23 protein-coding genes are annotated in these 22,142 nt (G+C 64.9%); 17 read left to right on the forward strand and 6 right to left on the reverse strand.

All coding sequences use genetic code 11. From position 1 onward, the window contains the following. The first annotated feature begins 5 nt into the window (after nucleotides 1–5). From CDO87_RS22660 to CDO87_RS22685, 6 genes are all read left to right on the forward strand, one after another. Entirely contained in the window at nucleotides 6–698 is a 693-nt protein-coding gene (locus tag CDO87_RS22660) for a response regulator transcription factor (RefSeq protein WP_100931188.1), read from the forward strand. Nucleotides 699–1,170: 472 nt separating this feature from the next. Beyond that, nucleotides 1,171–1,899 carry a response regulator transcription factor gene (locus tag CDO87_RS22665; RefSeq protein ID WP_100931189.1) on the forward strand — a complete coding sequence of 243 codons (729 nt, stop codon included), beginning with the start codon at nucleotides 1,171–1,173 and terminating at the stop codon, nucleotides 1,897–1,899. Nucleotides 1,900–1,902: 3 nt separating this feature from the next. Next, entirely contained in the window at nucleotides 1,903–3,069 is a 1,167-nt protein-coding gene (locus tag CDO87_RS22670; RefSeq protein ID WP_100931190.1) for an FIST N-terminal domain-containing protein, read from the forward strand. Continuing rightward, entirely contained in the window at nucleotides 3,066–5,324 is a 2,259-nt protein-coding gene (locus tag CDO87_RS22675) for a hybrid sensor histidine kinase/response regulator (protein WP_100931191.1), read from the forward strand. Before CDO87_RS22670 ends, CDO87_RS22675 begins: the two co-directional genes overlap by 4 nt. Nucleotides 5,325–5,338: 14 nt before the next feature. After that, nucleotides 5,339–6,013, forward strand: coding sequence for a hypothetical protein (locus CDO87_RS22680; RefSeq protein WP_100931361.1), 675 nt, complete (start codon nucleotides 5,339–5,341; stop codon nucleotides 6,011–6,013). 224 nt (nucleotides 6,014–6,237) lie between these two features. Further along, complete coding sequence (locus CDO87_RS22685) at nucleotides 6,238–6,552, forward strand: hypothetical protein (protein WP_100931362.1); 315 nt, start codon at nucleotides 6,238–6,240, stop codon at nucleotides 6,550–6,552. A gap of 4 nt (nucleotides 6,553–6,556) precedes the next feature. On the opposite strand, the gene CDO87_RS22690 is transcribed toward CDO87_RS22685, so the two are convergent. Beyond that, on the reverse strand, nucleotides 6,557–7,363 hold the full coding sequence (locus CDO87_RS22690; protein ID WP_100931192.1) for a quinoprotein dehydrogenase-associated SoxYZ-like carrier: 807 nt from the start codon (nucleotides 7,361–7,363) through the stop codon (nucleotides 6,557–6,559). A 123-nt stretch (nucleotides 7,364–7,486) separates the two neighbouring features. Here CDO87_RS22690 and CDO87_RS22695 point away from each other — a divergent pair, with 123 nt between their 5' ends. Continuing rightward, a complete protein-coding gene (locus CDO87_RS22695) occupies nucleotides 7,487–8,527 on the forward strand; it encodes a quinoprotein relay system zinc metallohydrolase 2 (protein ID WP_100931193.1) in 1,041 nt (346 codons plus the stop codon). Here the strand turns inward: CDO87_RS22695 and CDO87_RS22700 are convergent, their stop codons facing one another. After that, a complete protein-coding gene (locus tag CDO87_RS22700) occupies nucleotides 8,528–9,136 on the reverse strand; it encodes a hypothetical protein (protein ID WP_100931194.1) in 609 nt (202 codons plus the stop codon). A gap of 166 nt (nucleotides 9,137–9,302) precedes the next feature. Between CDO87_RS22700 and CDO87_RS22705 the strand changes: the two genes are divergently transcribed. The 8 genes from CDO87_RS22705 (at nucleotide 9,303) to CDO87_RS22740 (ending at nucleotide 16,924) form a co-directional block, all read left to right on the forward strand. Then, nucleotides 9,303–10,415, forward strand: a complete 1,113-nt coding sequence (locus tag CDO87_RS22705; protein ID WP_100931195.1) for an S-(hydroxymethyl)glutathione dehydrogenase/class III alcohol dehydrogenase — start codon at nucleotides 9,303–9,305, stop codon at nucleotides 10,413–10,415. 6 nt (nucleotides 10,416–10,421) lie between these two features. Then, nucleotides 10,422–11,246 carry an S-formylglutathione hydrolase gene (gene fghA, locus CDO87_RS22710; protein WP_100931196.1) on the forward strand — a complete coding sequence of 275 codons (825 nt, stop codon included), beginning with the start codon at nucleotides 10,422–10,424 and terminating at the stop codon, nucleotides 11,244–11,246. Nucleotides 11,247–11,273: 27 nt separating this feature from the next. Next, nucleotides 11,274–11,678 carry a cytochrome c family protein gene (locus CDO87_RS22715; RefSeq protein WP_100931197.1) on the forward strand — a complete coding sequence of 135 codons (405 nt, stop codon included), beginning with the start codon at nucleotides 11,274–11,276 and terminating at the stop codon, nucleotides 11,676–11,678. A gap of 112 nt (nucleotides 11,679–11,790) precedes the next feature. Beyond that, nucleotides 11,791–13,593, forward strand: a complete 1,803-nt coding sequence (xoxF5, locus tag CDO87_RS22720; protein ID WP_100931198.1) for a lanthanide-dependent methanol dehydrogenase XoxF5 — start codon at nucleotides 11,791–11,793, stop codon at nucleotides 13,591–13,593. A gap of 85 nt (nucleotides 13,594–13,678) precedes the next feature. Continuing rightward, nucleotides 13,679–14,218 (forward strand): c-type cytochrome, methanol metabolism-related, encoded by a 540-nt coding sequence (locus CDO87_RS22725; RefSeq protein ID WP_100931199.1) that lies wholly within the window; start codon nucleotides 13,679–13,681, stop codon nucleotides 14,216–14,218. Continuing rightward, nucleotides 14,202–15,047 (forward strand): substrate-binding domain-containing protein, encoded by an 846-nt coding sequence (locus CDO87_RS22730; protein WP_100931200.1) that lies wholly within the window; start codon nucleotides 14,202–14,204, stop codon nucleotides 15,045–15,047. The genes CDO87_RS22725 and CDO87_RS22730 overlap by 17 nt, the downstream gene beginning before the upstream one ends. Beyond that, nucleotides 15,044–15,592 (forward strand): PQQ-dependent catabolism-associated CXXCW motif protein, encoded by a 549-nt coding sequence (locus tag CDO87_RS22735; protein ID WP_100931201.1) that lies wholly within the window; start codon nucleotides 15,044–15,046, stop codon nucleotides 15,590–15,592. The genes CDO87_RS22730 and CDO87_RS22735 overlap by 4 nt, the downstream gene beginning before the upstream one ends. A gap of 333 nt (nucleotides 15,593–15,925) precedes the next feature. Further along, a complete protein-coding gene (locus tag CDO87_RS22740; RefSeq protein WP_100931202.1) occupies nucleotides 15,926–16,924 on the forward strand; it encodes a hypothetical protein in 999 nt (332 codons plus the stop codon). A gap of 81 nt (nucleotides 16,925–17,005) precedes the next feature. On the opposite strand, the gene CDO87_RS22745 is transcribed toward CDO87_RS22740, so the two are convergent. Genes CDO87_RS22745 through CDO87_RS22760 form a run of 4 tightly spaced genes read right to left on the reverse strand, consistent with a single transcriptional unit; the run spans nucleotide 17,006 to nucleotide 19,785 of the window. Beyond that, nucleotides 17,006–17,815: a quinoprotein dehydrogenase-associated SoxYZ-like carrier gene (locus tag CDO87_RS22745; protein WP_100931203.1), complete on the reverse strand. Its 810-nt coding sequence runs from the start codon at nucleotides 17,813–17,815 to the stop codon at nucleotides 17,006–17,008. Continuing rightward, nucleotides 17,812–18,786 carry a beta-propeller fold lactonase family protein gene (locus CDO87_RS22750; protein WP_254698492.1) on the reverse strand — a complete coding sequence of 325 codons (975 nt, stop codon included), beginning with the start codon at nucleotides 18,784–18,786 and terminating at the stop codon, nucleotides 17,812–17,814. Before CDO87_RS22750 ends, CDO87_RS22745 begins: the two co-directional genes overlap by 4 nt. Continuing rightward, on the reverse strand, nucleotides 18,752–19,300 hold the full coding sequence (locus tag CDO87_RS22755) for an SRPBCC family protein (RefSeq protein WP_100931204.1): 549 nt from the start codon (nucleotides 19,298–19,300) through the stop codon (nucleotides 18,752–18,754). The genes CDO87_RS22750 and CDO87_RS22755 overlap by 35 nt, the downstream gene beginning before the upstream one ends. Further along, nucleotides 19,297–19,785 (reverse strand): DUF3280 domain-containing protein, encoded by a 489-nt coding sequence (locus tag CDO87_RS22760; protein WP_100931205.1) that lies wholly within the window; start codon nucleotides 19,783–19,785, stop codon nucleotides 19,297–19,299. Before CDO87_RS22760 ends, CDO87_RS22755 begins: the two co-directional genes overlap by 4 nt. 156 nt (nucleotides 19,786–19,941) lie before the next feature. On the opposite strand from CDO87_RS22760, the gene CDO87_RS22765 reads away from it, so the two are divergent. Further along, entirely contained in the window at nucleotides 19,942–21,129 is a 1,188-nt protein-coding gene (locus CDO87_RS22765) for an ABC transporter substrate-binding protein (RefSeq protein WP_100931206.1), read from the forward strand. Nucleotides 21,130–21,140: 11 nt separating this feature from the next. Further along, on the forward strand, nucleotides 21,141–22,112 hold the full coding sequence (locus CDO87_RS22770; protein ID WP_100931207.1) for a YVTN family beta-propeller repeat protein: 972 nt from the start codon (nucleotides 21,141–21,143) through the stop codon (nucleotides 22,110–22,112). The last annotated feature ends 30 nt before the right edge of the window (nucleotides 22,113–22,142 follow it).

Consider the following 22,142-nt stretch of genomic DNA (forward strand, 5'->3'; position numbering starts at 1 on the left):
CGGCGATGACCTTGCGGCTGCTCATCGTGGACGACGACCCCGGCATCGCCTCTGCCCTTGCGCGGGGGATGGCGATCCATGGCTATGAGGCACAGACCGAACTGCGGGCCGATACGGCGCTGGCGCAATTGCTGGGCGGCGGGTTCGCTGCCGCCATCGTCGACGTGATGCTGGGCGAGGACAGCGGCATCGACCTTGTCCGGGAAGCGCGCGCCGCAGGGGTGGACGTGCCCGTCCTGATGCTGTCCGCGCTGTCGGAGGTCGAACAGCGCGCCGCAGGGCTGGAGGCCGGGGCGGACGATTATGTGGTGAAGCCGTTCTCGCTGGACGAACTGGTCGCGCGCCTGAGGGTGCAGGAAAAACGCGCGGAGGCACGCCGTCCTCAACCCGCCATCTTCCGTAAATCCATCCGCTTGCTCTGCCTCGGCGACGCCGAGGCCACACTGACGGAACGCGAGGCCGACCTGCTGATGCTGCTTGTCCGGCAGGGCGGAGAGCCTTTGGCGCGGGGTGCCATCTTTGACGCGCTGTGGGCGTCCGACAGCGGGGCGGACGGGCCGGGAAACGAGAACGTCGTCGATGTCTACATCGGCTATGTCCGCAAGAAGCTGGCCGCGCAGGATTTCGGGTTCGGCATCCGCACGGTGCGGAACAAGGGGTTCTGCATCGAGGGCACAGCGCCGCAGATCCTCTCATAAATTAAGAATTCCGTTTCCGTCCGTCGCGGGGCAGGGTGCGGGCATCGGGGTCTACTGGGGCCCCTTGTCTTCCCGACGCCCCGCGGCCCCGACCGGGTCCGTCTCTCCCATACCGGTGCCCGACCGTGCGCCGCGGGGCGCCGTTACTCGCGCTTTGGTTGTGCGTTTTCCACGGGGTGGCAGGCCCGCAGAGATCGTCCAAGCGGGCCACGTTCGGAACGGGCTTTTTCAGGGCTGGCGCAGCGAAATGGCCGATCTGCGAATCACCTTTCAGGGCGGTGCGGAAAATTGTCCTTATTTTCTGCGGTGCAGCGGAGTTTTTCCGCCAGCCGCACAAAACCCGTCAAGCCCTTGCCACAAAGGGTCTTCGCAACATTGTTGCGCGTAACCCCCTCTCAGCCTAACTTGTTCCATTCGGAAACAGTTGCAAAACGATGTGCTTGGTCTAGCTTTTCAACAGGGAGGCTTTGACATGCAACACTTCAAAGTTGCAGCGCGTGACGAAGGGATTTCGTCCGTGCTGATCGTGGACGACCATCCACTATTCAGTGACGCGTTGGCCTCGGCGCTTGAGGGGGTTTTCCCGCTCTGCCGCTTCGAGAAGGCGCGTTCTCTCAAACACGCACTGAAGGTTCTGGACGACGGGTTTTCGCCCGACCTCGTGATGTTCGACCTGAAGCTGCCCGACGTGCAGGGCATTTCCGGCTTCGTGACGATGCGCGGGCGCGTGCCCGACACACCGGTCCTGGTGATTTCCTCGCTGACCTCGCGGGCCCTGGTGCATGCGCTTATGGACGAGGGCGCCTCCGGCTTCCTGACGAAGGACACCCCGGTGGAGGACCTGCAGCAGGTGCTTCTGGAGATCGCCAACGGCCGCAAGCATGTGCCGATGGAGTATCGCCAGAACACCGTGTCCGATGCACCGGATGCCCCCGGCAGCGACATGAACGCCAAGCTCGCGGCGCTGACCCCCCAGCAGAAGAAGGTCATCAAGCTGATCTGCGCGGGCAAGCCGAACAAGCAGATCGCCTACGAGCTTCAACTGGCGGAGGCGACGGTCAAGGCCCACATCACCGCGCTCCTGCGGCGGCTTGGGGTCAACAACCGGACGCAGGCGGCGCTGATGGTCGAGGCGGCGAACAAGGCGGCCGCCCCGGGTATCGAGGCAGAGCCGGAAGCGCGCAACTTCCTGTGTCACTGAGGTATGGCGCGCGATGAAATCGGGCCGGATCTTCCGGCCTATGTCACTGTTGGACGGTCCGACAACGCGGATCCGGCCTGTGCTGCCCGAGAGGCCGCGCGGGCCGTCAGCGCGCATGAACTCTGTTTCGTCATCGCCCTGATCCCCGCGGCGATGGATTCCGACGCGGTGGCCGAGGTCTTCGCCGAGGAACTGGAAAGCGTTCCGGTCTTCGGCTGCACCACCGCCGGGCAGATCACCCCCTTCGGATACGAGAATGATGCGCTTTTGCTGATCGGCTTCCGCAAGGAGCACTTCCGCTGCGCGTCCACGCTGATCACGCCGCTGAAGCCGCTGTCCATCGCCCAGATCTTCGAGACGATGACCCGCAACAACGGCAAGTTCATCCACACGGCGGGCTGGAACCGGCTGGCGCTGGTGTTTGCCGACGGGCTGTCGAAGCAGGAGGATCTTCTGGCGTCGGTGCTGGAGAGCGTGCTGGAAGGTGTGCCGGTGTTCGGCGGTTCCGCCGGGGACGGCATGGCCTTCGAGCGGACGCAGATCCTGCACAAGGGCCAGTTCCACGACAACGCCGCGCTGGTGCTGCTGATCGAGACCGACCTGCATTTCCAGGGCGTGAGTTTCGACCACTTCCTGCCGGAGGGGCACGAACTGGTCATCACCGAGGCCAACACCGAGGAGCGGCTGGTCACGGAGATCAACGGCGCGCCGGCGGCCAAGGAATACGCGCGGCTGGTGGGGTGTTCGGTGGCCGAGCTGACACCGCAGGTCTTTGCCGAGAACCCAATGCTGGTCTGCCACAAGCAGGCGCATTACGTCCGCGCCATCGCCGACGTGCTTGAGGGCAACACGCTGTCCTTCCTTGCCGCCATCGACGACGGTCTGATCATGGTGATGGGCCGCGGCAAGGAGATCATCGAGACGCTGGAAGCCGAGCTGGACGTCACGGATTCCATGGGCCGGAAACCGGACTTCATCCTCGCCTTCGACTGCGTGCTGCGAAAGCTGGAGATCGAGGAGAAGAAGCTGGACGGCCAGGTGTCGGAGATCTTCCGGCGCCGCAAGGTGCTGGGCTTCAACACCTACGGCGAACAGCACTGCGGCCTCCACATGAACCAGACCTTCGTGGGCGTCGCCTTTTTCGGCCCGAGGGGGAGCCTTCTGCCGTGAACCTGATCGACCCGCTGGAACCGCCCGAGCTCCAGCTTCTCAGGCAGGACAGGATCATCGAGGCGCTGGTGCGCCGCGCCATGCGGCAGAACCACGTGGGCCAGACGGCCTACAGCGCCTTCCAGTCGGCCATCGAGTTGCAGGCACAGGTTGCGGCCAAGACCCGCGACCTCGAACGCGCCGCCGACGAGCTGGAGACCACCCGTTTCGAACGGGAGCGCACGCGCCGCAACCTCGACGAGGCGCTGGCGGCAATGGGCGAGGGCTTTGCGCTCTTTACCGAGGGCCAGCTTGCCATCTGCAACGACCTGTTCCAGCACCTGCTGCCGGACGTGTCGGACCGCATCGTGCCCGGTCTGCCGCTGCCGGAATACTTCGAACTGCTGGCGCAAAGCCGTTTCGTGATCTCCACCGACCGGCAGATCGGCGCGAACGACGGCCCGCTGCCCGGGGCCTCGATGGTGATCGAGGTGACGGAGGACCGCTTCTACCAGCTGTCGACGCAGCGCACCTCGATGGACAACACGGTGCTGCTGCTGAGCGATATCACAGCCGTGGTCCGCCAGAACCGGAGCGAGAAGGAACACCTGATCGACCGGCAGGCCGATTACCTTCAGGCGGTGTTCGAGAACATGACCAGCGGCGTCTGCAGCTTTTCCGCCAACGGCGACGTGGTGATGCACAACCAGCAGTTCCGCAAGCTGACCGGCCTGCCGATGACGGTGCTGCAGAAGGGCATGAACATGGCCCGGCTGCTGCAGCTCATGTCGATCCGCGGCTTCATCGCCGACCATTCGCTGCTGCAGGTGGACGAGTGGCGGCGGCAGTTGCTGCGGCAGGGGCGGCTCCGGCGGCAGGTGCGCAGCCGGTCGGGGCAGGTGTTCGACCTGCAGGGCAACCGGCTGCCGGACGGCGGCTTCCTCGTCGAACTGAAGGACGTGACGCTGGAGATCCGCGCGACCGAGACGCTGGAAAAGCGCGTGCTGGAACGCACCCGCGAACTGACGGAGACGAACGCACGCCTGACCCAGCAATACGAGGAGAAGGCCCGCGTCGAGGAAGAGCTGCGCGTTGCCAAGGAACGGGCGGAGGCGGCGGTTTCGTCGAAGACACGGTTCCTCGCAGCCGCCAGCCACGACCTGCTGCAACCGATCAACGCCGCCAAACTGCTGATCGCCACCTTGCAGACGAACTCGGCCGGGTCGGAACACGAACCCATGGTGGACCGGCTGAAGGGGGCCTTCACCTCCATCGAACAACTGCTGCACGCGCTGCTGGACATCTCGCGGCTGGACAGCGCCGACCACGACACGGTGCATCCGACGACGCTGTGCCTTGGCCAGATCATGCAGACGATCTTCGAGGACCAGATGCCGCTTGCGCAGAAGCGCAACGTGGCGCTGCGGATGGTGCCCTGCATGTCCTGGGTCAGGTCCGATCCGGTGTACCTGCTGCGCTCCATCCAGAACCTCGTGGTGAACGCGATCCAGTACACGGAGCCGGGCGGCAAGGTGGTGCTGGGCTGCCGCCGGCGGGGCGACAAGGTCGAGCTTCAGGTGCTCGACACCGGCATCGGCATCGGCCCGGAGGACCAGTCCCGGATCTTCGAGGAATTCGCCCGTGCGGGCAATGTGCCGGTCGGCTCCGGCGTGGGGCTGGGCCTGTCCATCGTGGAGCGCACCTGCCGTCACCTTGGCCACCGGCTGTGGATGTCGTCCGAGGTGGGCGTGGGGTCGAAGTTCTGCATCGAGTTCGACGTGGTGGACGCCGCCACGGCGCTGACCGCCCCCAAGGTGCCGATGCAAAGCGAGGAGAGCCTCGAGGGTTTCATCGCGCTTGTGGTGGAGAACGACGAGAACGTGCTGTTCGCCACCTGCCAGACGCTCGAGACCTGGGGCGCCAGCGTGCTGGGCGCGCGCTCGACGGAGGAGGCGGTCGGGCATTTGCGGGACATGGGCATCCCGCCCGACATCCTTTTGGTGGATTACCAGCTCGACGGCGGCGACACCGGGCTGTCGACCATCGCGCGGGTCAGGGCGGAGTTCGGAACCCACGTGCCCGCGATCATGATCACCGCCGACCGGCGCGACCGGTTGCTGCGGGCTGGGGCCGAACAGGACTTCTCCGTGATGACGAAACCGGTGCAGGTGTCGCGCTTACGCCCGCTGATCGACTGGAAGATCCGGGGCGGCGCCGCGGGGACCGAGCCGAAAGTCGGCAATGACAGGACCGGGCCTGCGGCTAGTCTCGGGTGAAGGAGGATTTCAACATGCGCAAGACGATGCTATTCGCCGCGCTCTGTCTCGGGCTGGCCGGACCGGCCGCCGCAGAGACTTTGGACGGTCAGGAGACCTATGATCTGCTGTTCCGCTCGGGCACGCTCGACCCGGTGGGCAAGGACAAGGCGCTGAGCTACACGCGCGAGGTGGTGAACGCACTGAAGCCGGAATCGGCGGTGCGCGACACCGGCACGATCCGCCTGTCCTTCGAGGAGCAGCAGGCGCTGATGGCGGAGCTGGAGTTCCGCCAGAATGGCAAGCACCGGGGTCTGGGCAAGTTCCCGGCCAGCGTGGGTAACCCGATGATCATGTTCTTCTACGAATCCGTGGTGCGGGACATGGCAGAGGCGGCAGGCGGCAGCCCGTACTACATCCGCAACCGCGTGAAGGAGGCGCTGATCCGTCCGAGCGAGGTGGTCGAGGGAGACGCCACGCTGGATGGCCGTACCGTGCCGACCAAGACCGTGGTGCTGCACCCGTTCGAGGGCGATCCCAACAGTGACCGCATGCAGGGCTTTGGCGAACTGGCGCTGGCCGTCACCATGTCCGAAGACGTGCCGGGCTGGTACATGAGCTTTGTCGCGGAGGTGCCGGGCGAAGAAGGCGCGCCAGTCTACCGCTCGGAGATCGACTTCGAAAGCCTGGAGGCGGAGGGCGCGGAATGACCCATCCGCATCTTGAAGACCGGTGCAGCCGCGCGGGGGCAGATGCCGCCGCGCAGATAGTCGCAAAGAAACGGTTACTCCCCCGTCCTCCCGCCCCTATCATCCGGGGCGAGGTCTTAAGGTCCGGTGTCCGCGGACGCGATTTGCTTCGAAGATTGCCAGGATTTCGGGGCTTGCGCGGGTCGGTGCTGGGCGCGGCTCTCTGTGCGGCGGCCCTGTCCCTGATGCCGGACGGCGTGCAGGCGCAGGACATCGCGCAGCGGTACAACGACTATCCCACCGCCGCGCGGGCGGACTATGTCTTTGCCTGCATGGCGACGAACGGCCGGTCGCGGCTGACGCTCGAACAATGCTCCTGCTCGATCGACGAGATCGCCTCTATCCTGCCCTACGAGAAATACCTGCAAGCCGAAACGGTGCTGTCGATGCGCCGCACCGGGGGCGAGCGCATGGCCGTGTTCAACAGTGCGGTGGCCGCGCAGAACCTCGTCACCGACCTTCGCCGTGCGCAGGCCGAGGCCGAGGTCGTCTGCTTCTGATCCGTTACCCCTGCGCGTCCTTGGGCAGGCTCTGTTCAAAGACGTTGCTCTCGGTGTCGGTGGCCTTCACCGTCAGCGCGGGTGCGCCGTTGTCGGTGTAGGAGAACCGGAAGGCCGGGTTCTCGGAGATCGAGATGCCGCCATCCATGGTGAACAGCATCTCGTCGCCCTGCCAGACTTCCATGTGGTCGATGAAGTGGGCCGGGATGAAAAGCTGTGTCACCTGGTTGCGCTGCAGGCCGGAGTAGTTCGGGTGGCGCAGCATGATCTGCGCCTCGCGCCGGGCGGTGGAGATCTCAGGTTCGCCGAAAAGGCGCAGCTTCATCTGGCCGAGCGTGGCCATCATCTCGGACGGATCGCGGGAGGCGGGGGCGGAACAGCCGCCGGAGGCCTTCACGAACCGGCCCGACATGAAGGTGCCGTCCGGCGTCTCCGTCAGCACGCGGACGTTGGAATACTGGTTCACCCGCACACGCAGCTCGAAATCGACGGGCACCATGGCGGGGCCGAAGGTCAGTTCCGCCGCGACCGGGGCCGGGTTCTCGTCGATCACCACGGTGGCCTTGTCGATCTGGGCGGAGAGGTTCGTCTGCGTCAGGACGATGGGCACCGTCGCAGCGTCATGCGCGCGGTAGGGGGCGTCGATGGAGAGCGGGCTTTCGGCGTCGGAAATGACGGTGTCGCCGATCACGTCGAACCGCAGGTCTTCCCACGTCTCGCTCGGGACAAGCGGGTTCTCGACCGTCTCGGCCATGGCGGGAACGGTCATCAACAGGGCCAGCGCGGTGGCCAGTCTGAAAGTGTGGGCCATGCCTCCTCCTTTTGCATGGTGTGTCGCGAAGCGTGCCACGCCGACCGCCATCGCGATAGCGGGCATTAAGTCTGTGTGGTCTGGCGGGATGGCTGTGGCAGGCTGGTCGCGGGAGGATGGGAGATGTTCGAAGTGGTTGTCATGCTGTGTCTGGCGACGGGGGGCGACACCTGTCGCGATGTGCTGCTGCCGGGGTACGAAGGCGGCACACAGGCGGAGTGCGCGGCAAGGATCGCGGCGCAACCGCCTGAGGTACCGGCGTTTTCACGCGGTTCGGTAGAGGGGGACCCAAGGTGTGTTCCCGCCGGGCCGGTGCTGGACCTCGCGGAGGTGGCCCCGGGCCTCTGGGTGCACCAAGGGCTGATCGAGGAGCCGGACACCGAGAACGGCGGGGATGTCTCCAATCTCGCGATCGTGATCGGTGGGGACAGCGTCGCGGTGATCGACAGCGGGTCGGCGCGCTGGATCGGCGAATCGCTCTGGCGGGCGATCCGGGCAAGGACCGACCTGCCGGTAAGCCACGTCATCCTGACCCATGTGCACCCGGACCACGTCTTTGGCGCAAGTGTCCTTGCGGAGGCCGGGGCAGAGGTCGTCGGTCACGAAGGGCTGCCGCGCGCCTTGGCGGACCGGGAGGAGAACTACCTCGACAGCCTCGACCGGCTGGTGGGTGCGCAGGGGATGCTCGGGACCGAACCGCCGGAGGTGACCGAGACGGTCGCCGACACGGCAGAGATCGACCTCGGAGCGCGTGTTCTGCGTCTGGACGCCTGGCCTGCCGCGCATACGACCGTGGACCTGACCGTCTTCGACGCGGCGACCGGGACGCTCCTGGCCGGAGATCTCCTGTTCCACCGGCACACGCCCGCGCTCGACGGCAGCCTGCGCGGCTGGCAAGCGGCGCTGGCCGAACTGGAAGGGCAGGGGACTCATGTGGTGCCCGGCCATGGCGACCCTTTGCTGCCATGGCCCGAAGGCGGCACGGCGCTGAAGCGCTACCTCGACACGCTGGCGCGCGAGACCCGCGCCGCCATCGACGCGGGCGAACGGCTGGGCGAGGCGGTCAAGCACATCGCAGAAAGCGAGCGTGACGCTTGGGAACTGTTCGACGCCTACAATCCCCGCAACGCCACTCTCGCCTTCACCGAACTGGAATGGGAGTGATCAGCCCGAGACCACGCCCTGCAAAAGCTGCGAGATCGCGTAGAGCCGCTTTTCCAGCAGCACGGGGGTTTCGCAGAGGTAGGTGATGGACTGCTGGCGGTCGGTGTAGATCGTCTGGTCCCAGTCCAGCTGTTCCTCCAGCGCGTCGACCTTGTCGAAATCCGGGTCCTCCTGGGCCATCTCCGCCTCCATGTCCTGGCGGGCGGCCTCGATCCGCTCTGACAGGGAAATCTGGCTGAGCGAGAATTTCCCGATGCCGTCGATGATCCGGGAGCGGCGGCCGCTCAGGCTGGAGAAGGTCTCTTCGAAGACCAGCCCGAGAAGCGCCGGATCGCCGCCGTTGCGTTCGGCAAACGCCGTCACGTCCGCCTGAAGCTCGGAGACCTCGAGACGCCGGATGGCGAGCTTTGCGGCGAGTTGCTCGATCTCCCGCCGGAGGGCGGGATCCTCGGGCATGGTTTCGGGAATCGGGTGCGGCCACATCAGACCTTCCGACAGCCGCTCTACCTTGCGTTGAATGCAGGGCCAGGTCGGGTCGGAGTAATCGGCGGCGGAAAGCGGTGTGGCGGCACATAAGGCCAGCGCAGCAAGCGCCTTGCGTGTCAGCATGGTGGAAGTCCTCCCTTGATGCGCAAGGATGCCAAAGCCCACCCCCGGCTGTCCATGCCGACCGAATGCATCCGATGGTCTGCATTGTGTCGGTATGCCGCAGCCCACCATACTCGGATCAAACAGCCGGGGTGCATTGACGCCCGGGCCAGGGAGGAAGACAGACATGAGAACACGCGCTGCCGTGGCCGTTGCGGCCGGCAAACCCCTCGAGATCATGGAAGTGGAACTGGACGGCCCGAAAAAGGGTGAGGTTCTGGTTGAGATCAAGGCCACAGGCCTTTGTCATACCGACGAATTCACCCGCTCGGGCGACGATCCGGAAGGCATCTTCCCGGCCATCCTCGGCCACGAGGGCGCGGGTGTCGTGATCGAGGTCGGCGAGGGTGTGACCAGCCTTGAGGTCGGCGATCACGTGATCCCGCTCTACACGCCGGAATGCCGGGAATGCGAATACTGCCTGCATCCGAAGACCAATCTCTGCCAGTCCATCCGGGCGACGCAGGGTCAGGGTCTGCTGCCGGACGGGACCACTCGGTTCAAGATGCTCGATGGCACGCCGATTCACCATTACATGGGCTGCTCGACCTTCGCGAACCACACCGTTGTGCCGGAAATCGCGCTGGCGAAGATCGACAAGAACGCGCCGTTCGACAAGGTCTGCTACATCGGTTGCGGCGTCACGACCGGCATCGGTGCAGTCATCAATACCGCGAAGGTTGAAATCGGCAGCCGCGCCGTTGTGTTCGGCCTCGGCGGAATCGGCCTGAACGTCATCCAGGGCCTGCGCCTTGCCGGAGCGGACCAGATCGTCGGCGTCGACCTGAACGACGACAAGGAAGAGATGGGCCGCCACTTCGGCATGACCGACTTCGTGAACCCGTCGAAGATCGACGGCGACGTGGTCGCGCATCTGGTGGAACTGACCAAGGGCGGTGCCGATTACACCTTCGATGCCACGGGCAACGTGAAGGTCATGCGGCAGGCGCTGGAATGCGCGCACAAGGGCTGGGGCGAGTCGATCATAATCGGCGTGGCACCCGCCGGGGCCGAGATCTCGACCCGTCCGTTCCAGCTTGTCACCGGGCGCGTCTGGCGCGGCACGGCCTTCGGCGGTGCCAAGGGGCGCACGGACGTTCCGAAGATCGTCGACTGGTACATGCAGGGCAAGATCGAGATCGACCCGATGATCACCCACAAGTTGAAGCTGGAAGAGATCAACCACGGGTTCGAACTGATGCACGAGGGCAAGTCCATCCGCGCAGTCGTGGAGTTCTGAGGCGTCATGGAAACCATCTCCGAAAATCGCTGCTTCGGAGGCGTGCAGGGCGTCTACAAGCACGACTCCAACACCTGCGGATGCGAGATGACCTTTGCGGTCTACCTGCCGCCGCAGGCAGAGGAGTCCCCGGTGCCGGTGCTGTGGTATCTGTCCGGCCTGACCTGCACGCATGAGAACGCCATGACCAAGGGCGGTCTCCAGGAACATGCCGCGCGCCACGGGCTCGCGGTGGTCTTCCCCGACACCTCGCCGCGCGGCGACGGTGTGGCGGACGACGACGCCTACGACCTGGGGCAGGGCGCGGGTTTTTACGTGAATGCGACGCGCAGCCCGTGGAAACCGCATTTCCGCATGTACGACTACGTCGTGAACGAACTGCGGGACATCGTGACCAAGGGGTTCCCGGTGCTCGACAGGCACGGGATCACCGGCCATTCGATGGGCGGGCACGGCGCGCTGACCATCGCGATGCGCAACCCGGACCTGTTCGAAAGCCTGTCCGCCTTCGCCCCGATCGCCAACCCGACGCAAAGCGACTGGGGCCGCAAGCAACTGTCCGCCTACCTGGGCGACGACGAGGCGGCGTGGTCGGACCACGATGCGACTTTGTTACTAGAGGACAAGGGCTGGAAAGGAGATATCTTGGTGGATCAGGGGGGGGCCGATCAGTTTCTCGAACTGCTCAAACCCGATGCCCTGGCGGGTATGATGACCCGTCGCCGCCAACCAGGGACCTTCCGGATGCAGAAGGGATACGACCATTCGTACTTCTTCGTTAACTCATTCGCCGGAGACCACGTCGCCTGGCACGCAGAGCGGCTCCACTAGAGCAACCCAGTTGACCAAGGAAAGAACATGATCAAACACATCATCGGCGCATCGATTCTGACCCTGCTGCCCGTCCTCGCCGCGGCCGAAAGCCATGGCGGCATGGAAGGCGACGCCGAGAAGGGCGAGCGGGTGTTCCGCAAGTGCCAGGCCTGCCACGCCGTGGGTGAAGGCGCAGAGAACAAGGTCGGCCCGGTGCTGAACGGCGTCGTCGACCGCGAGATCGCATCCGTCGAAGGGTTCGAATACTCCGACGTCCTCAAGGAGATGGGCGCGGAAGGCAAGACGTGGACGGCCGAAGAACTCGCCGCCTTCCTCGAGAAGCCGCGCGACTATGCCAAGGGCACCAAGATGGCCTTTGCCGGCCTGCGCAAGGAAGAAGAGCGCGCAGACGTGATCGCGTTCCTCAAGACCCACGAAATGGGCGAATAAGGGAATTCGCCGTGCCGCCGGGTGGGAGAGAACCGGCGGCGCGGTGTCAACCGGCAGGGCTCCAGGGGCCCAGCCAGAAAACGGCGAAATACGCCACATCGGGAGGAAGACAATGAAATCGTTAAAACTACTCACATCGGGCATCGCCCTTTGCTGCGCCACGACGGCGATGGCAAACAGCGATCTCGTGGAGCAGATGGACAACCCAGCTCAGTGGGCGATCCAGACCGGCGACTACAAGAACCAGCGCTATTCCGAGCTGGACCAGATCAACAAGGACAACGTCGGCGACCTGCAGGTTGCGTGGACCTTCTCGACCGGCGTTCTGCGCGGCCACGAGGGTTCGCCGCTTGTGATCGGCGACGTGATGTACGTCCACACGCCGTTCCCGAACATTGTCTACGCGCTCGATCTGACGCAGGAAGGCAAGATCATCTGGAAGTACGAGCCGAAGCAGGATCCGGAAGTCATCCCGGTGATGTGCTGTGACACCGTGAACCGCGGTGTGGCCTATGCCGACGGCAAGGTCTTCCTGCACCAGGCCGACACGAAGGTGGTCGCGCTCGATGCGATGACCGGCGAAGTGGTCTGGGAAGTGCAGAACGGCGACCCGTCCATCGGTGAGACCAACACCGCCACCGTGCTTCCGGTCAAGGACAAGGTCATCGTCGGTATCTCCGGCGGCGAATTCGGCGTCCGGGGTTCGGTCACGGCCTACAACATGGAAACCGGCGAGCAGGAATGGCGCGCCTACTCCATGGGTCCGGACGAAGACATCCTGATGGATCCGGAGAACACCACGCACCTGGGCGAGCCTGTCGGCGAGAACTCCGGCACCAACACCTGGGAAGGCGATCAGTGGATGATCGGCGGCGGCACCACCTGGGGCTGGTATTCGGTCGATCTGGAAGAGAACCTCGTCTACTACGGCACGGGTAACCCGTCGACGTGGAACCCGGCGCAGCGTCCCGGCGACAACCGCTGGTCCATGACCATCATGGCCCGCGACATCGACACCGGCATGGCCAAGTGGGTCTACCAGATGACCCCGCATGACGAGTGGGACTTCGACGGCATCAACGAGATGATCCTGACCGAGCAGGAGATCGACGGCGAAGAGCGCAAGCTGCTGACCCACTTCGACCGGAACGGCCTGGGCTACACCCTGGACCGCGTGACCGGCGAACTGCTGGTGGCCGAGAAGTACGACCCGGCTGTGAACTGGACCACCGGCGTCGACATGGACCCGGCATCCGACACCTATGGCCGTCCGGCCGTGGTGGCGCAGTACTCCACCGAGCAGAACGGCGAAGACGTCAACTCCACCGGCATCTGCCCGGCGGCGCTTGGCTCCAAGGACCAGCAGCCGGCGGCCTACAGCCCGAAGACCGAGCTGTTCTACGTGCCGACCAACCACGTCTGCATGGACTACGAACCGTTCCGCGTGTCCTATACCGCAGGTCAGCCCTACGTCGGCGCGACCCTGTCGATGTACCCGGCACCGGACAGCCATGGCGGCATGGGTAACTTCATCGCATGGGACAACATCAACGGCGAGATCAAGTGGTCGCTGCCGGAGCAGTTCTCCGTGTGGTCGGGCGCCCTGGCAACCGCGGGTGACGTGGTGTTCTACGGCACGCTCGAAGGCTACCTGAAGGCTGTCGACTCCGAGACGGGTGACGAACTCTACCGCTTCAAGACCCCCTCGGGCATCATCGGCAACGTGATGACCTACGAGCAGGCCGGCAAGCAGTACATCGGCATCCTGTCCGGCATCGGCGGCTGGGCCGGCATCGGCCTCGCGGCCGGTCTGACCAACCCGAACGACGGTCTCGGCGCCGTGGGCGGCTACGCAGCCCTCAGCGACTACACCGCTCTGGGTGGTCAGCTGACGGTGTTCGCACTGCCCGACTGATCTGACCAGTCCGTAAAAGGGGGCCGGCACGCCTAGGCCGCGTGCCGGCCCCTCCTTCCCAGTTACAGCCGAAAGGTGAACCCACATGATGCGCCACGCATCCCGAATTCTTGCAGCAGTGGCCGCCTCGGCGCTGCTTCCCGCTGTGGCGGCCGCACAGAGCTGGAGCGACCAGCCGGTGAAGCCCGCAGACCACGAAGGAGAGTTTACCGTGTCCTACGAGGACGGCGGCATCTACTACAACGAAGAGGACATCCCGACCTACAACGTGGCCGAGGACGGCACCGTCGACTGGCTGACCTTCTCCGGCTTCCGCCGCTATCACTCCGAATGCCACGTCTGCCACGGCCCGGACGGCGAAGGGTCCTCCTACGCACCGAAGATCAAGAACTCTGCCGTGCACATGGGCTATTACGACTTCTACGACGTCGTGGTGAACGGGCGGCAGAACGGCAACTCCGTCATGCCCCACTTCGGCGACAACCAGAACGTGATGTGCTACCTGAACGACATCTACGTCTACCTTGCCGCCCGCGGCATGGACGCGGTGCCGCGCGGCCGCCCGCCGAAGAAGGAAGCAAAATCCGACCTCATCAGAGAGCAGGAAGATGCATGCATGGGCTAAGCTGACCCTGTGCCTCACGCTTGCGCTGTCCGGCCTTCTCGGCTGGGCCGCGCGCGGCGAGGCGCAGACTTCGGACCTCGTGTCCACGTCGAGCCTGCGCGTCTGCGCCGACCCGGCCAACCTGCCCATGTCCGGCAAGGACGAGAGCGGGTACGAGAACAAGCTGGCCGACCTGATCGGCGAGAAGCTGGACCTGCCCGTCACCTACACCTGGTATCCGATGGCCACCGGCTTCGTGCGCAACACGCTTAGGGCCAAGAAGTGCGACGTCATCATGGGCTACGCCCAGGGGCACGAGCTGGTCCTGAACACCAACCACTACCTGACCTCCGTCTTCACGCTGATCGTGCCGAAGGAGAGCGATCTGGCCAACGTTACCGCGCTTTCCGACGAAGCGCTGAAGGGCAAGCGTATCGGCGTCATCGCAGGCTCGCCCCCGGCGGATCACATGGCCCGCAACGGCCTGATCGGAAAGGCGAAACCCTACGCCTTGGTCGTCGATCGCCGGTATGAGAGCCCGGCGGAAAACATGCTGAATGACCTCGACGCAGGCACGATTGACGCGGCGATCCTCTGGGGTCCGATCGGCGGTCCGCTGGTGAAGTCCGACCACCCCGACCTGAAGGTCATTCCGCTGATCCATGAAACGCTGCCACCCAAGATGTACTACCGCATCACGATGGGCGTCCGGCAGGGCGAGAAGGTCTGGCAGCGCGAGCTGAATTCCCTGATCCGCCGCCATCAGGACGAAATCAACGCGGTCCTGGCCGAGGCCGGCGTGCCGATGGTCAACGACATGGGCGACGCGGTTCTGGACGTCACGCAATGAAATCCGTCGCGGCGCTGGTCCTGATCCTGTCAGGCCTCGCCGCGCCGCTCTGCGCCGAGGGGGTGCCGGAACCCGACGGCTATCGCATGGAAGAGTTTCGCGCGCCCGTGCCCGATACGCTGACCGGCGGCACGGTGATCGACCCGGAAGAGGCGCACCGGATCTGGGAAGCCGGCGAAGCCGCCTTCATCGACGTTCTGCCTCAGGCCCCCCGTCCTCCGAACCTGCCCAAGGGCACGATCTGGCGCGACAAGCCCCGCGACACGATCCCCGGTGCGATCTGGCTGCCCAACGTCGGCTACGGCGCGATTGCCGACGTCACCGCCGAGTACTTCCGCCGCGGCCTGAAGATGGCCACCGGCGACGATCCTTCCCGCCCGGTGGTCTTCTTCTGTCTGGACGACTGCTGGATGAGCTGGAACGCCGCGAAGCGGGCCATCGAATGGGGATACGAAGAGGTCTTCTGGCTGCCCGAAGGCACGGACGGCTGGTCCTTCATGGATTACCCGCTGGAAGTGGCGAAGCCTGAGGAGCCGCAGCCCTGAAGCAGGGTTTCTCCGGGCACGTGTGATTTCGGACAAACGGCTTGTAGCGAGTATGCACCGCGTATCTTCAATGGCTGTGCCGCGACCAAAGCCAGAGCCGGAGGCTGCCCGATTGTATTGACGGGCCTGACCTGCACTTTGACCGGCAGCGATGGCTCATCGGGAACAAGGCGTTGAACCTCAAACGCAAATGCCGTCGATCCGCCACGACGCTCCCTGCCCGAAAAGGTTTGCTATTTAACTTCCCCAACGTCAATCTTCCGGGTCATGGCGCCGCCGATAAACGGGAGGTTGCCTGAACCGGCATTCATTCACTCAAGGGGGGAGAAGAGAATGGGCACCTTTCTGATGGTCTATCAGACGATCAACACCATTCTGAAGTTGGTCGCGATGGGCGAGAAGATCTACCAGATCTTCCACCCGGACAAACTCAACCTCGCGAAGGTCGTGAGCGAACTGGAAAACGCGATCACCACCATCCTGCACCAGGAGTTGACCCAGGCCGCCATAGAAGAGGCCCAAGGCGTTCTGCAGGCCGGTCTCGACTTCATCAACACCGATTACCAGGACGCGGTCACCAGCGGTGAAAGCGAAGCCGATATCTGGGCCCTGTTGAGCACCGGCGACGGCAGCAACCATCTTACCGCCATGGAGGATCAGATGGACACCATGCTGCAGTACTCGCTGGATGACGACGAGACGGTGCAGACGCTGCCGATCTACATGCTTCTGGCAGCGGCCTGCATCGCTCTGTACCAGGCGCGCGCCCGCTATGCCCCCGACGACACCCAGAAAGCGGCCGAGATAAAGAACGTCACATCCTATGCTCAGTCCTGTTCTGACCGGGTTGCCGCGGTGATCGGACAGATCCAGCCTGCGCGGATGGGGGACGTCGAACCGGTGAAGGAAGACGATCACCGGAAGGAATACTATTTCCGGGATCACTGGATGAGCGAGGACAAGATGCTGAAGGCCTCGTACCAGCCGGGGCCCTATTGCCAGTGCGGCAACTCTGACGTGAAGTCGCTTGTCGACAGCCTGCACGACATGCATGTGACTTTGCTGCAGACCGGTGCGCAGTCCGATTACCAGCAGCTTGCGGACCTCGCCTTTGCGGTGAAACCGGTGGGAAGTTGTTTCGGCCAATGCCCGGAGCGGCTCGTGGGGGACACCGACCGGTACTTCGGTTCTTCCGGTGGCGCCTGGCCGCCATCGACCGATGGATTCGCGTTTCAGGTGACGGATTTCGGGTCCATGATCGCGCAGTCACAGCAGAGCCAGACGTTCATGGCTTCCATCGTGGAAAATCCGCTGCCGACGCCGTCCACCTAGGGATGCTCGCGCCAAGGGGGGGGGCGTTGGCAGCCGTTGTGCTGACGGGTGACCGCGCACCCCTCAAGGCGCGCAACAGGGTCAGAACCCGGCGATGTCCTTGTGTGCCGTGGTCACGGTGCCGTCCGTGTCGGTCATCGTCACGTCGACGGAGCGGGTCCGGCCCGGGACGGACAGGCCGAGGCGCGGGTTTTCCGATAGGGAGATCGAGCCGGTCACATCCACGTAGCCCGCGCCGTCGAGGTCGATCTGCACGTCCTTCACGTAGCGCATCGGGATGTAGAGCAACGAGATCTGGTCCATCTGCATGCCCGAATGCGAGGGGTGCGAGATGTCTACGTCGAGCCGCTTCTGCCGGGTGGCGAGCGCTTCGAGGCGGCCCTTGGCGTCGGCGCCGGGCAGGAGGTCAGCCAGTTCCAGTTCCATCTCGCCCAGCGTGGCCAGCGCTTCCTTCGGATCGGTGCCCGGAGGGGCGGCGCAGGCGCCCTGCCCAGAGGTCTTCACGAAACCTTCGGCCATCCAGAGGCGGCCATCGGTGGTTTCGGCGACGACATGCAGCGGCGTCGGGCCGTTCACCCGCATGGTCACGTCGAAGAAGAAGGAGGGCAGGGGGGTCTCCAGCGCAAACACCGCCGAGACCGGCATGGGGTTCTCGTCCAGCACCAGCGTCACCGTGCCGATGTTCAGGCCTTCGGGGGCGCGCACCATGGCGGCGATCTGGGTCCGGCTGTCGTTCTGCGTCCGGTAGGGCGCGTCGATCGCGATCACATCGCCGCCGTCCAGCAGGGCGCGGTCCCCGTAGAGTTGCAGCGCGATGGAGTCCCACGCGTCCTCAGCTGAAACGGGCAGGGCAGTGGCGCCGAGCAGCGCTGCGAAAACCAGATGTCTCATTCCGTTCCTCCCGTGATGAAGCGGCCGAAGGCGCGGGGGCCGTCGGCTGTCTCGATGGCGTCGACGATTTCGAGGCTCTGTGCGTCGATCACTTCGACCGTATTCTCGAACCAGTTGGCGACGACCACATGCGCGCCGTCCGGCGTTGTGTCGATGCCTTCCGGGTATTCCCCGACATCGAGCGTCGCGACGGTCGACAGGTCGTCGAGCGCGATCACCGAAACGGTGTTGGCGTACTGGTTGGTGACAAAGGCGCGCCCCTGCGCAAAGGCCACCCCGTAGGGGCGTTCGCCCACCGGCACCGTGGCCAGGATTTCGCCGCTTGCGGGGTCGAGCACGGTCACGTCGTTCGAGCCGACATTGCCGACGAACAGCCGTCCGTCCGGTGCGAACCGCAGGCCGAAGGGGCGGGTGCCGACCTTGACCCGATGCGCGATCTCCAGCGTGTCGGCGTCGAAGATCGAGACCTGGTCGGCGTCCTTGTCGGCGGAGGCAAGGAACCGGCCATTGGGCGAGAGGGACAGGCCCGCAGGCGCCTCTCCGGTCGCAAGTTGCGACAGCGTTGACAGGTCGACGGCTGTCAATTCCCAGATCCGGGCGTTGTACCAGTCCGAGACGAAGACCCGTCCGCGTGCCTCGTCCAGCACGATGCCGATGGGGCCGCCGTCCAGCGTGGTTTCGGCCAGGAGCGCGCCATCGGGCGACAGGTGTCGGACCGTCTTGCTGTCGGGCGAGACCGTGTAGACCGAACCGTCGGAAGCCACGGCCACCCCCGCCGGTTTGCCGGGGACGTCCCAGCGCGCGACTTCCTCGCCCGTCCCGAGGTCGATGACGCTCAGCGCGTCGCCGTTCTGACAGGTGACAAAGGCGCGATCCCCCGCCGCCAGCGGTCCCGTTCCGACCACCGCAGCGGCGAGGGCCGCGGTCAGGGCGAGCCTAGCTCGCCGCACCGAACCGCTCGACCAGGGCATCGAGCCCGGCCTGGTAGACGCCGCTGACCGCCGCGATGGCGGCCTCGTCGTTCAGCTCTGCTGGCGGATCGTTGTTAGGGTAGCCGCGGTAGAACGCCCCGCGCCATTCCACGATGGACCCGCCGCCATCGCGCGGCTTGACCGTCAGGTGGGAGGAGTAGTTGGTGACCGGCAGCACATCCACGTTGTCCTCGCGGATGCGGTAGGAATAGGTCATCTTGTCGGCGTCGTACTTGTAGAGCACCTCTTTCAGGAGCGGGCCGTCCGCCCCCTGGTCCGACAGGTAAAGGTCGCGGGTGGCGTCGATCTCGTTGCCGTTCTCGCCGGTCGAGGACACGACCGCCGGGTGCCAGGACATGTCCTGGAAGTCGCCGATGGCCGCCCAGACTTCGGCCGGCTCGGCCGCGACCTCGGCGGTCAGCGTGACCTTCTGGCGGGTCGGCCCGTGCGCCAGCGCCATGCCGGGCACGAGGGCCATGGCCGCCGCGGTCATCAGGAAATGACGTCTCTTCATTTTTCCTCCCTTTCGAAAAATGCCGTCTTCAGGATGTAGCGCATGCCGCGCGTCCAGGATTCGTCGGTGTTGCCGCGGATGTCGACAACGCGGCCCTTCACCGTCTCGCCGCTTTCCGCATCGCGCAGTTGCAGGTTCATCGTCAGGATGAGGTTGGAGATCTTCTGCACCTCTCCCACGAGCGCGAAGTCGGCGCCCAGTTCCGTGGCCATCCGGGCATCGCAGCCGTAGCACTTGGCGGGGTTGGCCACCCGGTCGAGTTTTTCCTGCACCGGCGCGATGTCGACGAGGTCGTAGCCTTCTTCCCGGAAGCGGTCGGCGACGAGGGTTTCCAGCGCCTCGATACGGGCCTCTTCCGCCTCGTGGCCGCCCGTCGCGGTCTGGAGCGAACCGTCGAGGAGGGTGATTCCGAAGAACGCAATCTTCTCGTCGGCTGCGCAGGGCGCGGCCAGAGTCAGGCACAGGAAGATCGCGAAGCGCCGCATGGCCCCCTTCTTAGAAATTAAGAGTCGAGACACATCGTGGCTGGGCTAGGGTTTGGCTGGCAACACGCCCAAAGGTATCGGTTGCGAAAAGGCCCCGTTTTGAAAGGGTCTTTTTCCGACAGACCCGTCCTCGAAGACGGGCGAAGGGAGGATCAAATGGCACGACTGCTGACGCTGCTTCTGGCGGCGCTGATGATCGTTTCGGCCCCGGGCCGGGCCATGGCCGTCGAGGTGCGGGCCGCCGTGCTGCGCATCGACTACCCGCGCCTTCTGCCGATTTCGCGCTACGACCTGAAGGCGCCGGACCTCGGGTTCGCGGGGGCGATGCTGGCCGACGAGGACAACAACACCACCGGCAGTTTCCTTGGCAATACCTACGACACCACGACCGTGGCCGTTCCCCCCGAGGAGGCCGATGCGGCGCTGGAGGAGATCCTGGCCGACGGTCGCCGCCTGATCGTCGTGATGGCCGAGCGCGAGGACCTGCTGCGCCTGACCCGGCGCGCCGGGGAAGAGGGCGCACTGGTCCTGAATGCCACCGCCCCGGACACCGTCCTGAGGAACGGCGCCTGCCGGTCGAATCTTCTGCACATCGCACCCTCCGACCAGATGACCACCGACGCCGTCGCGCAGTTCGCCATATGGAAAAAGTGGGACCGCTGGTTCCTGATCTCCGGTTCGAACCCGGCGGACCTGTCGCTGGCTGAATCCTACCGCCGTTCGGCCAACAAGTTCGGCGCCCGCATCGTCGAAGAGCGCACCATCGAGGACACCGGCGGTGCGCGGCGCACCGACACGGGCCACGCGCTGGTGCAGCGTCAGTTGCCGCTCGATACGCAGGGGGCTTCGCGCCACGACGTGGTGATCGCCGCAGACGCCACTGACTATTTCGCGCGCTACCTGTCCTACAACCTTTGGGATCCGCGCCCGGTGATGGGGTCCGGCGGCCTGCGCCCGGTCACCTTCCACGGTGCGCATGAGGCATGGGGCGCCACCCAGTACCACACCCGGTTCGAGGAGCTGACCCGCCGCTACGTCCAGCCGGAGGATTACAACGTCTGGCTTGCCCTGCGCGTGATCGGCGAGGCCGTGACCCGCGCCAGCACCGCCGACCCGATGGAGATCAAGGCCTACGTGCTGTCAGACAAGTTCGAGCTGGCGGCGTTCAAGGGGCAGAAGGTGACCTTCCGCAACTGGAACGGCCAGCTCCGTCAGCCGATCCTGCTGTACGACGGCATGATCACGGTCAGCGTCAGCCCGCAGGACGGTTTCCTCCACCAGGTGTCCAGCCTCGACACGCTGGGTCTGGACCGTCCCGAATCCCAATGCACCGCCTTCAACTGACGGAGTCCGCCATGAAACGCCTCATGCTTGCCACCGCCCTGATCGCCCTCTCCGCCGCACCTGCGGTGGCCGGGAAGGCCTTCGTCTCCAACGAGAGGGGCAACACCATCACCGTGGTCGATACAGACACCTGGGAAGTCCTGACCGAGTTTCCGGGCGGCAACCGTCCGCGCGGCATCACCGTGTCGCCGGACGGGACGAAGCTTTATGTGTGCGCCTCCGACGACAACCTTGTCCGGGTGTTCGACACGGAGACCTACGAGGAACTGGAAAGCCTGCCCTCCGGCCCCGACCCCGAACTCTTCATCATCGAGCCGTCGGGCAAGCGGCTGTATATCGCGAACGAGGACGACAACCTCGTGACCGTGACGGATACGGAGACGCACACCATCATCGCGGAGGTGCCGGTGGGTGTCGAACCCGAGGGCATGGGCATGAGCCCGGATGCCAAGTGGGTGGTCAACACGTCCGAGACCACCAACATGGCGCATTTCATTTCCACCGACGACTACAAGATCAAGCACAACGTGCTGGTCGACCAGCGCCCGCGCTACGCGCAGTACACCGACGATGGCAAACGGCTGTTCGTGTCGTCCGAGATCGGCGGCACCGTCTCCGTCATGGACATCGCGGAGGACGGCACCCCCGACCTTATCAAGAAGATCGGCTTCGAAGTGCCGGGCGTCCTGCCGGAATGGCTGCAGCCCGTTGGGGTCAAGGTCACGAGCGACGGCAGCCGCATCTTCGTGGCGCTTGGCCCCGCCAACCGGGTGGCGGTGATCGACGGCGAGACCCTCGAGGTGATCGACTACATCATGACCGGCCAGCGGGTCTGGCAGCTCGCATTCACGCCCGACGAGAAGTACCTGCTGACCACCAACGGCAATTCCAATGATATCACCGTGATCGACGTGGCCGAGGAAAAGGCCATCAAGTCCGTCCAGGTCGGGCAGCAGCCCTGGGGCGTGGTGGTGATCGAATAGGCCGGTCCTTCGCCGGTGCAAACACGACAA

Source organism: Sagittula sp. P11 (assembly GCF_002814095.1).
Lineage (GTDB): Bacteria > Pseudomonadota > Alphaproteobacteria > Rhodobacterales > Rhodobacteraceae > Sagittula.